We start from the raw sequence: 14,059 nt of genomic DNA, 5'->3' as shown, positions 1-14,059 counted from the left end.
CCCCCTAATATACGTCACGTTGGTAACGTTTTTGTTTTTGCATGTCGGCAACATACGCTTCCGCTCGTTCACTCGTCATCTTTCCTTCTTTCGCAATAATATGGATAAGCGTTTCATGAACGTCGCGTGCCATGCGTTGTTTGTCGCCACAAACATAAACAGCTGCTCCTTCTTCTAACCATCGGAACAGTTCTTTGCTCTGTTCAATCATTCGGTGTTGCACGTATACTTTTTCTTTCGTATCGCGTGAAAAGGCAACATCCATCTTCGTCAACACACCGTTTTTTAGCCACGTTTGCCATTCCGTTTGATAAAGGAAATCGGTCACGAAATGTTGATCGCCAAAGAACAGCCACGATTTCCCTTTCGCGCCAATCGCCTCACGCTCTTGCATAAAAGCTCGGAACGGCGCAACCCCCGTACCTGGTCCAATCATAATAATTGGCGTATGTGTGTCTTTCGGGAGTTTAAAATTCGGATTTTGATGAACGAACACAGGAAGTTTATCGCCAATGTGTAAACGTTCGGCACAAAACGTTGAGCACACTCCTTTCCGTAAGCGCCCATGTGCTTCATAACGAACCGCGCCAACGGTGATATGCACTTCATCTGGATAAGCTAGCAAGCTACTTGCGATTGAATAAAAGCGCGGTTGCAACTTTCGTAATGAAGAGACGAACTGCTGTGGTGTCATCTCCCACGAACCGAAGTCACAGAGAACATCGAGCACATCGCGTCCTTTCATATATTCTTTTCTTTTCGCTTCTTGCTCAGAAGAAAGGAGCGCATGGAAGTCTGGGTCACCCGAAAACGTAGCGAATGCTTGCAATAATTGCTCGGTTAATACGGTAATTTCTAACCGCGACAACAACGCTTCTCGTAACGGCTCTTCCTTTTCTTCAATAGAAACGAGTATGTCTGGATTCCATTTCATTTTTTCAATCATGGCGTCGACAAGTTCTGGATCGTTTTTTGGAAAAACACCGAGCGCATCGCCTGGTTCAAACACAAGCCCAGAACCCTCGAGAGATAATTCAATATGACGTGTTTCTTTGTTTGAGCCGCGTCCATTTAAATTGATATTTTCTAATACTTCCGCTTGAAACGGATGTTTTCGTGAATAAATGGTCGTTGGCTTCGCTTGTGCAGATGAAGTTGTTGCTACGGAAATGGCTCCTTGCTTATCTAACTCGCCAAGCACTCCCTCTAGCCATTTCGCTGCTTTTTCTTCATAATCGACGTCACAATCGACGCGTTCGTATAACCGCTTTCCGCCTAGCTCTTCTAGCCGTTTATCAAAATCTTTTCCCGTTTTACAAAAATGTTCATACGACGTATCGCCAAGCGCCAATACAGAGAAACGAAGATGATCGAGTTTTGGTGCGCGCTTGCTATGAAGAAATTCGTAAAATGACAAGGCGTTATCTGGTGGTTCCCCTTCTCCGTATGTGCTAACAACAAGGAGCAACGTATTTATTTTTTTCAACTCGTTTGGCTTAAAATCAAGCATCGAGGAAACGGTGACATGAAACCCGCGATGTTTAAGCGTTTCTCCTACTTTTTCCGCTAGTTTTTGCGCGTTTCCTGTTTGCGACCCGTAAAGAACGGTCACTTCCTTCGTTGCAGATGCTTCTTGTTGAAGCGCTCCGACCGACTCGGTTGCAGCTAAATACCCACTTAGCCAAAGTTTTTGTGCGGAATTTAACGTTGGCCAAAGCCGATTGAGGAGCTCGACTTGTTCTTCATTAAATGGACTGTTTGTCACTTGAAATGGCAACATGTTTCACCTCTCATTTTTCTACTATTCCTATAAATCAAGTATGTTTTATTTGACTTTACCGTAAAAAATAAAATTAGTAAAATAAATATAAATTATCAGAACTATTTATTTTTTTAATAACTAAGGAGCGAGCGATATGTACGAACAATTAAAAACATTTATTACATTAGCTGAGGTGAAAAATTTCACAAAAACAGCAGAAATTCTTCATTTATCTCAACCAAGTGTAAGCTTGCACATTAAAAATTTAGAAAAAGAGTTTCAAACAAAACTATTTATTCGTTCACCAAAAGAGCTACAAATGACGCCAACGGGAGAATTGCTTTATGATCGAGCAAAAAAAATGATCGCGTTATACGAACAAACGAAACAAGATATTTTGGAACATCACGACTGTGTGAAAGGAACATTAAAAATTGGGGCTAGTTTTACGATCGGGGAATACGTGCTACCTACCTTTTTATGCGCCTTACAAAACGATTATCCAGAATTACAATTGGAAGTGATCATCGGCAATACGAAAGAAATTGTAGAGCTCGTTCGTACGTATCAAACACATATCGGTTTAATTGAAGGACAAACAAATGAAAAAGAGCTTGTGGTGTACCCATTTATGCAAGATGAGCTAGTCATCGTTGCGTCTAATGATCATCCTCTCGCTCACAAACAGGAAGTATCGATAAACGATTTACAAAACCAAATATGGATTACACGCGAATTAGGATCTGGCACACGTGAATATTTTAACCATTTTATTCGTTCAAATGGACTAAAAGTAAAATCACTGATAATTATTAGCAGCAATCAAGGAATAAAAGAAACGTTAATACGCGGAAACGGTTTAGCGCTCCTTTCACGTCATGTCATTGAACAGGAGTTGAAACATAAAAACCTATCGATTGTTTACGTCAAACATTCTCCTTTTTATCGAACATTCTCTTATCTTTACTCACCGACAATGAAAAACAACAAACTTGTACATTTGCTGATTGATTTACTCCAACAAAAAAGGATGTGACAAACGAGTTGCTTTGTCACACCCCCATCGCTTAATGTTCCTCTAACTGTGAAATCGGAACGCACTGTTGTTTTTCTGGGTTGCTTAAAAAATGAATCGTTGCCATTTCCGTTTGCGCATCGATATGTTCAATATATACAGCTTTTCCGTTATACGTTACATGTTTCATATCGGGTGACTGAGCAATTTGTTGCGCACGTGTGATGTTCATTCGCTTCCCTCCTTTCGAACGGTTATTATCATTTGTGTTTCACGCGAAAATATGCAAAAAAGAGCGCCAACAGGCACTCTTATAACAGTTCAAGCAACTTCTTTTTATTTTGTTGTACGTTTTCTTCTAACGCCTTTACTTTTTCTTTCAACGCTTGTACGTTGACATCATTCTTAGATACTTTCTTTTCTAACGCACGAATTTCATTTTTTACTGCTTTTAATTGATTAGAAGCAGCAATAAGCTTCCCAAACCATTGATCTAACTCTTCTTGTTTTTCCGCTTCGTCGTCTTCATCCGATTGCACGACAGGTGATTGTTCAGTCGTAGTCACAGTAGCGCTATCTTGTTCATTGACTACTTGTGTCGTTTCCTCTGTTGTTTGTTCACTTTGTGGTTGTGTTGGTTGTTCAGCTGGTTGTTCAGTTGGTTGTTCTTTTGGTGTGCTAAACGCTTCAAGCGCTATTGTCACCTCGTTTACACGCTCTTCAATCTTGCTTAACTTTTTATTTAGTTCTGCCAATTTGTTTTTTAACATTTGTTGTTCTTTTTTCTTTTTTGCCTCTTCTTTTTTCTGCTTAGCTAACTCTTGTTTTTTCTTCGCTTCTTCCTTTTTCACGACAAGCTGGCTTTTCTGTACATGTTTTGCTCCATCATGCTTCGCTGCAAAAGCTGGAGAAGCAACGAGCATCGATGCTAGTAAAATTGGTAATCCTTTTTTAAACATTACCCTTTCCTCCATTTCATATGTATGTTTTTCGGTAATGGCAGCTGGCTGGCATAGGTATCCCGTTAGCCCCTATAGCTTTGCGACGCTAAGTTTCCTTAGCTGTGCCTTTACTTCTTATTATACTTTGCCTATTTTCATGGGCATGAATCAAAAGTCCTTATTTTCCTTATAAACATATGTGAAAATAAAGGAAGAAAAGGGCGAAGAAAGAAGTAGTTATTGGTAGATAAAAAGGAGGGGTACGGAATGTTAGAAAAATGGTTGAAAGAGTCTTCGTATACAATTGTATTTACTGGAGCAGGAATGTCTACAGAAAGCGGGCTTCCCGATTTTCGTTCGGCAAAATCAGGGCTTTGGCGCACGAAAAATCCACAACAATTAGCAAGTACGTATGCGATGCAACATAACCGAGACGAGTTTATTGCATTTTATCAATATCGTATTCGTACGTTGCTTAAATGTAAGCCACATGTCGGGCATATGATTTTGGCCGATTGGCAAAAGCGGGGGCTTATTCATCAAATCATCACGCAAAATGTCGACGGCTTTCACCAACAAGCAGGCAGTACAAATGTCATTGAATTACACGGAACGTTGCGAACAGTGCATTGCTCGCGTTGCAGGCGAACATACGACGCAAAACGGTATGTAGACGAACAGTTTACGTGCACATGCGGCGGCTTTTTGCGCCCTTCCGTTGTTTTATTCGGGGAGTCGTTACCGTATGATGCGTTTGAACAAGCATGGACAGCAGCTGAACGGGCAGACTTATGGATTGTGCTCGGCTCTTCTTTACAAGTGTCACCAGCTAACGAACTTCCTGTCATCGCAAAACGAAGCGGGGGCAAATTAGTGATTGTGAACATGGAACCGACGCCATTAGATGATTGGGCGGATTTGCTTATACATGGTCGTAAAATTGGAGAAGTGTTACAGGAAATTGACGAATTACTTTAAAAAATAAGTGTGTCCCAAAAGCGTGCTCTTTTGGGACACTTGAAATATTTCTTTTTCATGCCTTATTTCCCAAAAACCATTCGTATATTGCTTGTGCCTTATGTTCGTCCACATCAACGACTTTTGTGCGTATGCCTGGCATGACAGTCGCACGTACTGTACATAATCCGAGTCGTTGTTGCATACGACTTTGCGAGATCGTTAATGACTGAATACGATGTTTTAACATATATACCGTTTTTATCGTCAGCCATCCACTTCTCAATGCTAGCTGCTCACTCTTAATCGTTACTCCCGCTCGCTTATAACTTCGATAGCCGACATATACTGCGGGCACAAGGAGAAGGAGCGTTTCAAATCGCTGAAAAAATACGATTGTGATGACCGGAATGAGCACAACCGTATAGAGCGACCTCAACATATAGCGCCAACGGACACGTGTACATAGCGATCGGAACGAATCGTGCAAACGATATTCAGGAAAGCACGTCGCAACAAGAGAAGCAACTTCATTTTTACGAACAAGCGGAAACAACACGAGACTTCCATGTCTTCCATCATCAAGTGCCCCTCCGGCATGAATGAGATGAACAGACACATAACCGAACAAGTGCCGAATCGGACTTTCCTTCACTGCAATGGCTTGAACGCGCTCAATCGATGTAGAAATGCTCTTTTTTTGCAGCAATCCTGTTGTTATCGTTATCGTTTTGTCTTGTTTGACAACGGTAAAATTCATATAGCGAAAAAGATGGCCGATCACAGACAACACGTAAGCGATCATAAGAACGACAAACAAAAAGATGAGTGTAGAAGCTGTATCGTCAGCGCAAAAAAATATGTTTAGCCGTTCAAATGAGACAAAATCATTAAAATCAGAAAGAAATGCACCGATCGCTGCAATGACTCCAAAAGCACCACCACTTGTGATAGATAAAAACAATACGTCGCGAAAACGAAGTGTAAATATGGCATCCGTCTTATCTTCTATTTCTATAAATATGTTTTCTCGTTTTTTGTGATGCACCGCTCGCTCTATTTGCTTTGCTTCTTCTATGGAAACCGCTGAAAGTATTACTTCTGGTTCATCCATTTGCCTGCCAGCTGTTTCAATATGTACTTGCACAACACCTACAAGCCGCTGTAACACCCCTGACGAATGTGAAATACCTTGAATACGATCAAATGGAATATACCGTTTCTTTTTTACAAATATCCCTTGTTCAATATACATGTCATTTTCTTGTAAACGATATGTAAATCGCCGCCACGACATATACCCAGCGAGCATAGCATAAAAAAGAAATAAAAACAAAGGCATCCAATCAACGAAAGGATCACCTGTTTTCTTTTTTATTGCTAGAAGTAACGCAAGCGCCAAAAACGGTCCTTGCTTTAACCGCTTAACTATATAAATAACAATCGCAATCGGATGCAACCGTTTCTTTTCATGCATCATTTTCATCTTCCTTCACTAAAGAGGAAATGTAGTAACGCAACTTCTCTGCTTCTTGTTCATCAAGAAATGGAATTTCGTGCGCAGTTGCCGCTGTATAAATGTAAAGTGAAGCCAGTTTTTGCCTTCGTGCTAACGGACCTTGCTTTACATCAACATGTTGAACGCGATGGATGGGAATAAGCGTACGCTTTCGAATCCATACCCCGTGCTCGAGTTCAATTTCTCGATCACGAATGATATATCGCCAGCGTTCCCATTTCCAGCGCGGAACGAAAAAAACAAACAAAATCGCATCAGCAATCCATAAGCAGACAAGCCCCAAAACAACCCACATAGGAACGAAAAAATGAGCAATCACGTATAAGAGAAGAAAAATAAATAAACGAATAACTTCATACATTCGCCACATCAACACGGCCCGTTCAGAAAGTACGTTTTCCATGTTTCTTATCCCCTCCCCTTCAATGCCTCCATTACCGCTACTTCTAAAATACAAACACCATCAAGTATATTTTCGAATATATATACTTTACAATATTTTTATCATATGCTAGATTATTTTTAAAGTTCATAATTTTACATCTACTAGGGGTGTCCAATAGCTTGGACTGAGAGAAGGACGCGCAAAAGTTCTTTGACCCTTTGAACCTGATCTGGGTGATGCCAGCGTAGGGAAGTAGATGGTGCGAGTGTCATTCGCTTGTACTATTTGCGGACAAAATCAGGTTCTTTTTATGGAACCTGATTTTTTTACGTGTTGGCATTGCTCCTATTAAAAAATGAAAAGGAGCGAATAAGAATGAACAATTTATTTTCCAACATGTTATTTCCCTCAAGTAAAAAAGTGTACGTGCAAGGAAGTCGAAAAGATGTTTGTGTTCCGATGCGTGAAATTCAACTGTCGCCAACAAAAACAGAAACAACAATATTAGAAAATGGGGCGATTCGCGTTTATGATACAAGCGGACCGTACACCGATCCACTTTTTGAACCGAATATTCATAAAGGATTGCCAACGTTAAGAGAAGAATGGATAGTCGAACGCGGCGATGTCGAAAAGTATGAAGGAAGGTTTCCTAATGCGAACTTACCTTTTCAACGCAAACCGATGCGCGCGAAAAAAGGAAAAACGGTTACACAAATGCACTATGCAAAACGAGGGATCATTACACCTGAAATGGAGTTTGTCGCAATTCGCGAACAAATGGATCCCGAATTTGTTCGTCAAGAGGTGGCGGCAGGAAGAGCAATTATCCCAGCTAATATTAACCACCCTGAAAGTGAACCGATGATTATAGGAAGTAAATTCCACGTGAAAATTAACGCAAATATCGGAAATTCAGCTGTCACCTCTTCCTTAGAAGAAGAAGTTGAAAAAATGCTTTGGGCGATCCGCTGGGGCGCTGATACTGTCATGGATTTATCAACAGGAAAACATATACACGAGACTCGAGAATATATTATTCGCAATTCTCCTGTTCCAATTGGTACTGTCCCTATTTATCAAGCATTAGAAAAAGTCAATGGAGTTGTCGAACATTTATCATGGGACGTTTATCGTGAAACATTAATCGAACAAGCAGAACAAGGGGTCGACTATTTTACTATTCATGCTGGCGTATTACTTCGTTACATTCCTTTAACAGTCAATCGCACGACGGGGATCGTTTCTCGCGGTGGTTCCATTATGGCGCAATGGTGCTTAGCACATCACGAAGAAAACTTTTTATACACTCATTTTGAGGAGATTTGTGAGATTTTAAAAACTTACGATATCGCTATTTCACTTGGGGACGGATTGCGCCCTGGTTCGATTGCGGATGCAAACGACGAAGCTCAATTTGCCGAGCTGCAAACACTTGGAGAATTGACAAAAATTGCTTGGGAGCATGATGTTCAAGTCATGATTGAAGGTCCGGGACATATTCCAATGCATAAAATTAAAGAAAATGTCGACAAACAAATAGAAATTTGTCACGGGGCACCTTTTTATACATTAGGTCCAATAACTACTGACATTGCACCAGGTTATGACCATATCACCTCAGCTATCGGTGCAGCAATCATTGGGTGGTACGGCACGGCGATGCTTTGTTATGTTACTCCGAAAGAACATCTCGGATTGCCAAATAGAGACGATGTCCGTCAAGGTGTTATCGCTTATAAAATCGCTGCTCATGCTGCCGATTTAGCAAAAGGGCATCCTAGTGCACAAAAAAGAGACGACGCCTTGTCAAAAGCACGGTTCGAATTCCGATGGCATGATCAATTCAACTTGTCTTTGGATCCTGAACGTGCGCGTGAGTATCATGATGAGACGTTACCAGCTGAAGGAGCAAAACTTGCCCACTTTTGTTCAATGTGCGGGCCAAAATTTTGCTCAATGAACATCTCACATCAATTGCAAAAAACTTTACAACACGAAGGAATGAAGGAGAAGGCAAAACAGTTTGTCGAACAAGGAAAAGCATTATATATAAACAAGATGCAAGTTGAGCGCTAATGCTCAACTTGCATCTTATTTGACAGTTTCCTTTTTTTATCTTAATTTTATTACGAACAGTATATTTCATAGATATTTAGAGAGGAGAGAAAAACATATTGACCGATTTTATCATTTTTTTGTTAGGACTCCTTTTGATTATAGGTGTATTAACGACAAAGTTTTCTTCGTGGTTAGGAGTGCCGTCCCTTGTTTTCTACATACTGGTTGGAATGATTTTATCGAAATTTATATACTTCGACAACGCCTTCCTAACTCAAATATTCGGTATTTTTGCATTGATTGTCATTTTGTTTGAGGGTGGCATGAACACAAAATGGAATACATTAAAAAAGGTGATCGTTCCATCCTCCTCTCTTGCGACATTCGGGGTACTTATTACAGCTATTTGTGTCGGTGCCTTTGCAAAATATATTTTAAATATTTCATGGGCAGAGGGGCTACTATTGGGAGCCATCGTGTCTTCTACTGATGCAGCAGCCATTTTCGCTACATTAGGGAGCGTATATGTAAACCGCCGTCTCTCTGCAACACTAGAGGCAGAATCAGGAATGAATGACCCTATGGCTGTTATTTTAACTCTTTCTTTAATTACGTTCGTCCAAAATCCTGAAATATCTATACTTCATACTTTATTGGGGTTTTTTTGGCAAATTATTTCAGGCATCTTAATTGGACTTGGAATAGGGAGATTAACCATTTGGTGCATGAACAAAATTCATCTGGATTCGTCTGGACTATATCCCATCCTATCTCTATCATTTGCAGTACTCTCCTATAGCACTGCCGCTTTAATGAAAGGTAGTGGATTCCTTGCTGTATATATCATGGCTGTTTTTGTCGGTAATTCCCAAATCGTTTATCGTCATTCTGTTTTTCGTTTTAATGAAGGATTAGCATGGATGATGCAAATATTTATGTTCATTTTACTTGGATTACTTGTTTTTCCGAATGAGTTAGTAGAGGTAGCGTGGGAAGGCATTGTTCTTGCGATCTTTCTTATCATTGTAGCAAGACCAATTAGCGTAATGGTAAGCACAATAAAAATGCGTTTTTCTATGAAGGAAAAATTGTTTCTTTCCTGGGCAGGTCTAAAAGGTGCTGTCCCGATCGTTTTGGCAACTTACCCTCTCATTGCAAATATTGAAAATAGCCAACTGATTTTTAATATTGTTTTCTTTATTGTTCTCATTTCTGCTCTTATTCAAGGATCAACCATTTCTTTGTTAGCTAAGCATCTAGGATTATTGCATGGAGAAAAAAAGGAGGTCGCTCATTCCCTTGAATTAATGTCAACGACAAAAGCGGATAAAGAAATTGTTGAAATTCATATTGGAAGTAAACAAGCTCATTTATCGAAAATGACAGTTAGTCAACTTCCTTTACCTAAAGATTGCTTAATCACAGCTATTATTCGGAATGAAAAAATTATTACCCCGAAAGGAAATGCGCGATTGCTTGAAAATGATGTTGTTTATATATTGATTGAAAAAGGAAAAATATCAGAAATCTATAAAATATTTTCAATAAACGAAGATATATAATTTTAAGCAAAAGTAAATAAGGGCGAGAAGCTTCTCTCGCTCTTACACAAACAAAGTTGGCTTCCTACTTACTCCATTTTATCATTAAACAAATTTAAAAATATCACTAACAAGTCCATTCACTTCAATTCATTTCTTCAGACTATGTTTTTCTACAAATCCTTTTTAGATAATCTCTCTTCTTTATTTAGCTAACGAATTATAAGAACTTCCTGTAATCCGATAATGAATCAAATAGGTGAAATAAAAATGATGTAGTAGATCATATTTCACTAAATCGACACATATGATGTGTATCAGACTTGGTCATTTATTTCCATTTGAAAGCGGATACAAAAGGAGGAGTTTACATGATTTATGCTCAGCCTGGGCAACCTGGCTCACTCATTACATTCAAAAAGAGATACGAAAATTTCATCGGCGGAGAATGGGTACCTCCCATTGACGGTGAATATTTTGAAAATATTTCGCCCGTTACTGGACAAGTATATTGCGAAGTTCCTCGCTCGAAAGCAGCTGATATTGAATTAGCACTCGATGCTGCTCATGCGGCGAAAGAAACATGGGGACGCACATCTGTCGCTGAACGTGCACGCCTATTAAATAAAATCGCAGACCGAATGGAAGAGAATTTAGACATGCTGGCGGTCGCAGAAACATGGGAAAGCGGAAAACCGATTCGTGAAACGCGTGCCGCTGACATTCCATTGGCAATTGATCATTTCCGCTATTTTGCTGGTTGCATTCGTGCGGAAGAAGGCACGCTTGCAGAGCTTGACGATGATACCGTCGCTTATCATTTCAAAGAGCCGCTTGGAGTTGTCGGACAAATTATCCCTTGGAACTTCCCAATTTTAATGGCAGCGTGGAAACTCGCACCTGCTTTAGCTGCTGGTAACTGCGTCGTATTAAAGCCAGCAGAACAAACTCCAACATCGATTCTTGTGCTAATCGAGTTAATTCAAGACTTATTACCAAAAGGTGTTATCAACGTCGTCAACGGATTTGGTCTTGAAGCTGGCAAACCGCTCGCTTCTAACCCACGAATTGCGAAAGTTGCCTTTACTGGCGAAACAACAACCGGACGTTTAATTATGCAATATGCATCTCAAAATTTAATTCCGGTTACGCTTGAACTCGGCGGAAAATCACCAAACATTTTCTTCGCTGACGTTGTTGCGAAAGATGACGAATTTTTCGATAAAGCATTGGAAGGTTTTACGATGTTTGCATTAAATCAAGGGGAAGTTTGTACATGCCCTTCACGCGCGTTAATCGAAGAATCGATTTACGATGTGTTTATGGAACGGGCTTTAGAACGAGTGAAGCAAATTAAACAAGGAAATCCGCTCGATACGAATACGATGATTGGCGCTCAAGCCTCATCTGAACAGCTAGAGAAAATTTTGTCATACATCGACATCGGTAAACAAGAAGGGGCTGAACTTCTAATCGGCGGCGAGCGCAATATGTTAGAAGGAGACTTACAAGGTGGTTATTATGTCAAACCAACCGTCTTTAAAGGGCATAATCGTATGCGTATCTTCCAAGAAGAAATTTTCGGTCCGGTTGTATCTGTCACCACATTTAAAGATAAAGATGAAGCGTTAGCGATCGCAAATGACACATTATACGGACTAGGTGCTGGAGTATGGACGCGCGATATTAATACAGCGTATCGCTTTGGACGTGGCATTCAAGCTGGACGTGTATGGACAAATTGTTATCACGCATATCCTGCGCATGCGGCATTTGGTGGATATAAAATGTCAGGAATCGGACGTGAAACGCACAAAATGATGCTCGAACATTACCAACAAACGAAAAACTTACTTGTTAGCTACTCACCAAAAAAACTTGGATTTTTTTAATCGTCAAGGCAGCGTCTCGAAAGCGCTGCCTTTTTGAAATGATATGATGAGTTGCTTTAGGGCAGCTCATTTTTTATGAATGAAACAAAAAAACGATGATTTTCATAAAACCAAAAATAATGAATGACTATTCATTTTGATATAGTATAATGGGATTAAGGGGGAGTGGGGATGTTACTAAAGAAAAAATTTGAACAAGAAACGGTTGGCGATGTCCACGTTGCCAAAGGTACTCTCACATTTCAAGGAGTTCGCTTAACCGTTCATTGTTTCTCGATTGATGGTGTATTGATTGACACCGGAGCACAATCGTTAGCACGAGAATTTACACAGTTTTTCAACCAATTACAAATTGACCAAGTTGTCATTACTCATTTTCATGAAGACCATACAGGTTGTGCAGCATGTTTACAAAACAAACGACAACTACCCATTTATATGAATGAGCTCATGATTGATTATTGTCGGAAACAAGCAGATTATCCGATATATCGCAAGTTTTTTTGGGGAAAACGCCCTCCTTTCGAAGCCAAACCGATTGGAAAAACATTTTCTTCTCATCACGCGACATGGGATGTCATTCATACACCAGGTCATGCGGTTGATCATCTCGCATTTCTTAATCGCGAAACAGGACAACTTTTTACAGGGGATTTATACTGTCTAGAAAAAACAAAAGTCGTTTTGCGCGAAGAAAGCGTTCCTACATTGATTGAATCATTAAGAAAAGTGTTAACGTACGATTTTAACGAAATGTTTTGTGCCCACGCTGGCTATATAAAAGACGGACGCACTGCTTTGCAACGAAAGCTTAACTATTTACAAGAACTTCAAGGAAAAATTATTGATTTGTATGAACAAGGTGCACAACAAAAACAAATCCAGTCCATTCTTTTCCCAAAGAAATATCCAATCACCTATCTTTCCTTCGGTGAATGGAGCTCTTCTCATATCGTCCGTTCAGTGATTGAAGAATATCGGATAAAAAAGGTGAGCGAACAGTGACGATTGCTGTTCGCTAAAATCATATATTCTATTGCGCCCTAACCGATGAAATCGTCATCTTTGGGTTTTTTTGTTTCATCTGCTTTAACGTCGCAACGATGAGAAAGCTGACAATGACTAATAAAAACCGTCAACGACCCAACGACTAAAGTCGTGGGCTTGCAACTCCCCAGAAGTGCAAGCGGACGGTGTCCTCCTTCCTTCATTTGAGGTTGCATCAGGGCAGGTTGACAGCTACCCAACCACCAACGTCATGCGTTCGTGGTTACTTCAACGATGTACTCGATTCCTTTTTGTTGAAGATTCATCGCACCTACTCGGTCATCGTTTGTTGTGTATTGGCACGTTTTGCAACAGAATGTGTGCGTTTTCTTGTTGCGGTTTGCCTTCTCTGTATGTCCGCATTTTGGGCAAGTTTGGGAAGTATATGTTGGGTCTACCGCAATCACTTTGGCTTGGTGTTTACGTGCTTTGTACTCGATTTTTTGCCTTAAATCATAAAACGCCCAAGACACCATTTCATACCGATGGTTGACGGACACTTTTTCTGTTGCTTGGCGAACGCCTGTTAAATCCTCTAACACAAACAGCGTGTTCTTGCCATAACGCTCAACGAGTGCCTTACTGATGCAATGGTTGACATCTTGCATCCAACGGTTTTCTCGTTGACCGATTTTCTTTAATCTTCTGCGGGCAGATGGAGTTTGTTTTTTCTGCAATTGTCTGCGGAGTTGTTTATACTTTGCCCTTTTCTTTGAATATTACTTCCGACACAGCGTTACACGCATCACGGTACGTTTGCATCGTTTTTCGAAGTAATTGCTCTTGTTCTGTTGTTGGCATAATTTTTATTTTCGCTGTCAAAGTCAGTTTCATACATTCACCACCTTTCACTAATTTTATTTTATCTTATTTTTAGTGAAAAATAAAGAAACATCGCATTCCTCCCCACGAATACATTCGGGGGTTTCCTGCGATTCT

At 40.1% G+C, this 14,059-nt stretch carries 12 protein-coding genes, 1 pseudogene and 2 riboswitches; of the genes and pseudogenes, 6 read left to right on the top strand and 7 right to left on the bottom strand.

What is annotated here, in order from left to right; translation table 11 throughout:
- Positions 1 to 4: 4 nt before the first annotated feature.
- On the bottom strand, positions 5 to 1,780 hold the full coding sequence (locus JV16_RS01755) for an assimilatory sulfite reductase (NADPH) flavoprotein subunit (RefSeq protein WP_042533959.1): 1,776 nt from the start codon (positions 1,778 to 1,780) through the stop codon (positions 5 to 7).
- Between the two features lie 136 nt (positions 1,781 to 1,916).
- On the opposite strand from JV16_RS01755, the gene JV16_RS01750 reads away from it, so the two are divergent.
- The gene (locus JV16_RS01750; protein ID WP_042533957.1) at positions 1,917 to 2,798 is read left to right on the top strand and encodes a LysR family transcriptional regulator; all 882 of its coding nucleotides are present in this window, start codon (positions 1,917 to 1,919) and stop codon (positions 2,796 to 2,798) included.
- Between the two features lie 31 nt (positions 2,799 to 2,829).
- On the opposite strand, the gene JV16_RS01745 is transcribed toward JV16_RS01750, so the two are convergent.
- Both JV16_RS01745 and JV16_RS01740 read right to left on the bottom strand, forming a co-directional pair.
- Entirely contained in the window at positions 2,830 to 3,009 is a 180-nt protein-coding gene (locus JV16_RS01745; protein WP_042533954.1) for an H-type small acid-soluble spore protein, read from the bottom strand.
- Between the two features lie 79 nt (positions 3,010 to 3,088).
- Positions 3,089 to 3,736: a GumC domain-containing protein gene (locus tag JV16_RS01740; RefSeq protein ID WP_042533952.1), complete on the bottom strand. Its 648-nt coding sequence runs from the start codon at positions 3,734 to 3,736 to the stop codon at positions 3,089 to 3,091.
- A 36-nt stretch (positions 3,737 to 3,772) separates the two neighbouring features.
- Positions 3,773 to 3,855: riboswitch (cyclic di-GMP riboswitch) on the bottom strand.
- 130 nt (positions 3,856 to 3,985) lie between these two features.
- Here JV16_RS01740 and JV16_RS01735 point away from each other — a divergent pair.
- On the top strand, positions 3,986 to 4,696 hold the full coding sequence (locus JV16_RS01735; protein ID WP_021096099.1) for an NAD-dependent deacylase: 711 nt from the start codon (positions 3,986 to 3,988) through the stop codon (positions 4,694 to 4,696).
- 55 nt (positions 4,697 to 4,751) lie between these two features.
- On the opposite strand, the gene JV16_RS01730 is transcribed toward JV16_RS01735, so the two are convergent.
- Positions 4,752 to 6,155: a PH domain-containing protein gene (locus tag JV16_RS01730; RefSeq protein WP_021096098.1), complete on the bottom strand. Its 1,404-nt coding sequence runs from the start codon at positions 6,153 to 6,155 to the stop codon at positions 4,752 to 4,754.
- Positions 6,145 to 6,597, bottom strand: a complete 453-nt coding sequence (locus JV16_RS01725) for a PH domain-containing protein (protein WP_021096097.1) — start codon at positions 6,595 to 6,597, stop codon at positions 6,145 to 6,147. Before JV16_RS01725 ends, JV16_RS01730 begins: the two co-directional genes overlap by 11 nt.
- 135 nt (positions 6,598 to 6,732) lie before the next feature.
- Positions 6,733 to 6,847, top strand: a riboswitch (TPP riboswitch).
- A gap of 107 nt (positions 6,848 to 6,954) precedes the next feature.
- On the opposite strand from JV16_RS01725, the gene thiC reads away from it, so the two are divergent.
- The 4 genes from thiC (at position 6,955) to JV16_RS01705 (ending at position 13,078) form a co-directional block, all read left to right on the top strand.
- Positions 6,955 to 8,658 carry a phosphomethylpyrimidine synthase ThiC gene (gene thiC / locus JV16_RS01720; RefSeq protein ID WP_042533950.1) on the top strand — a complete coding sequence of 568 codons (1,704 nt, stop codon included), beginning with the start codon at positions 6,955 to 6,957 and terminating at the stop codon, positions 8,656 to 8,658.
- 98 nt (positions 8,659 to 8,756) lie between these two features.
- Positions 8,757 to 10,202, top strand: a complete 1,446-nt coding sequence (locus JV16_RS01715; RefSeq protein WP_042533948.1) for a potassium/proton antiporter — start codon at positions 8,757 to 8,759, stop codon at positions 10,200 to 10,202.
- A 350-nt stretch (positions 10,203 to 10,552) separates the two neighbouring features.
- A complete protein-coding gene (gene adh, locus JV16_RS01710) occupies positions 10,553 to 12,073 on the top strand; it encodes an aldehyde dehydrogenase (RefSeq protein WP_042533946.1) in 1,521 nt (506 codons plus the stop codon).
- A gap of 171 nt (positions 12,074 to 12,244) precedes the next feature.
- Positions 12,245 to 13,078 (top strand): MBL fold metallo-hydrolase, encoded by an 834-nt coding sequence (locus JV16_RS01705; protein ID WP_042533944.1) that lies wholly within the window; start codon positions 12,245 to 12,247, stop codon positions 13,076 to 13,078.
- 251 nt (positions 13,079 to 13,329) lie between these two features.
- Here JV16_RS01705 and JV16_RS01700 read toward each other — a convergent pair.
- Together JV16_RS01700 and JV16_RS15895 are read right to left on the bottom strand one after the other, a co-directional pair.
- Positions 13,330 to 13,827: pseudogene (locus tag JV16_RS01700) on the bottom strand (RNA-guided endonuclease TnpB family protein); the annotation flags it as partial.
- A complete protein-coding gene (locus JV16_RS15895) occupies positions 13,814 to 13,954 on the bottom strand; it encodes a helix-turn-helix domain-containing protein (RefSeq protein ID WP_021095380.1) in 141 nt (46 codons plus the stop codon). The pseudogene JV16_RS01700 and the gene JV16_RS15895, both read right to left, overlap by 14 nt.
- Positions 13,955 to 14,059: the final 105 nt, after the last annotated feature.

It is taken from the genome of Anoxybacillus ayderensis (genome assembly GCF_000833605.1).
Classification (GTDB): Bacteria; Bacillota; Bacilli; order Bacillales; family Anoxybacillaceae; genus Anoxybacillus; species Anoxybacillus ayderensis.
Note: the sequence above shows the minus strand (reverse complement) of the source record. Positions and strands in the feature narration are given on the sequence as shown.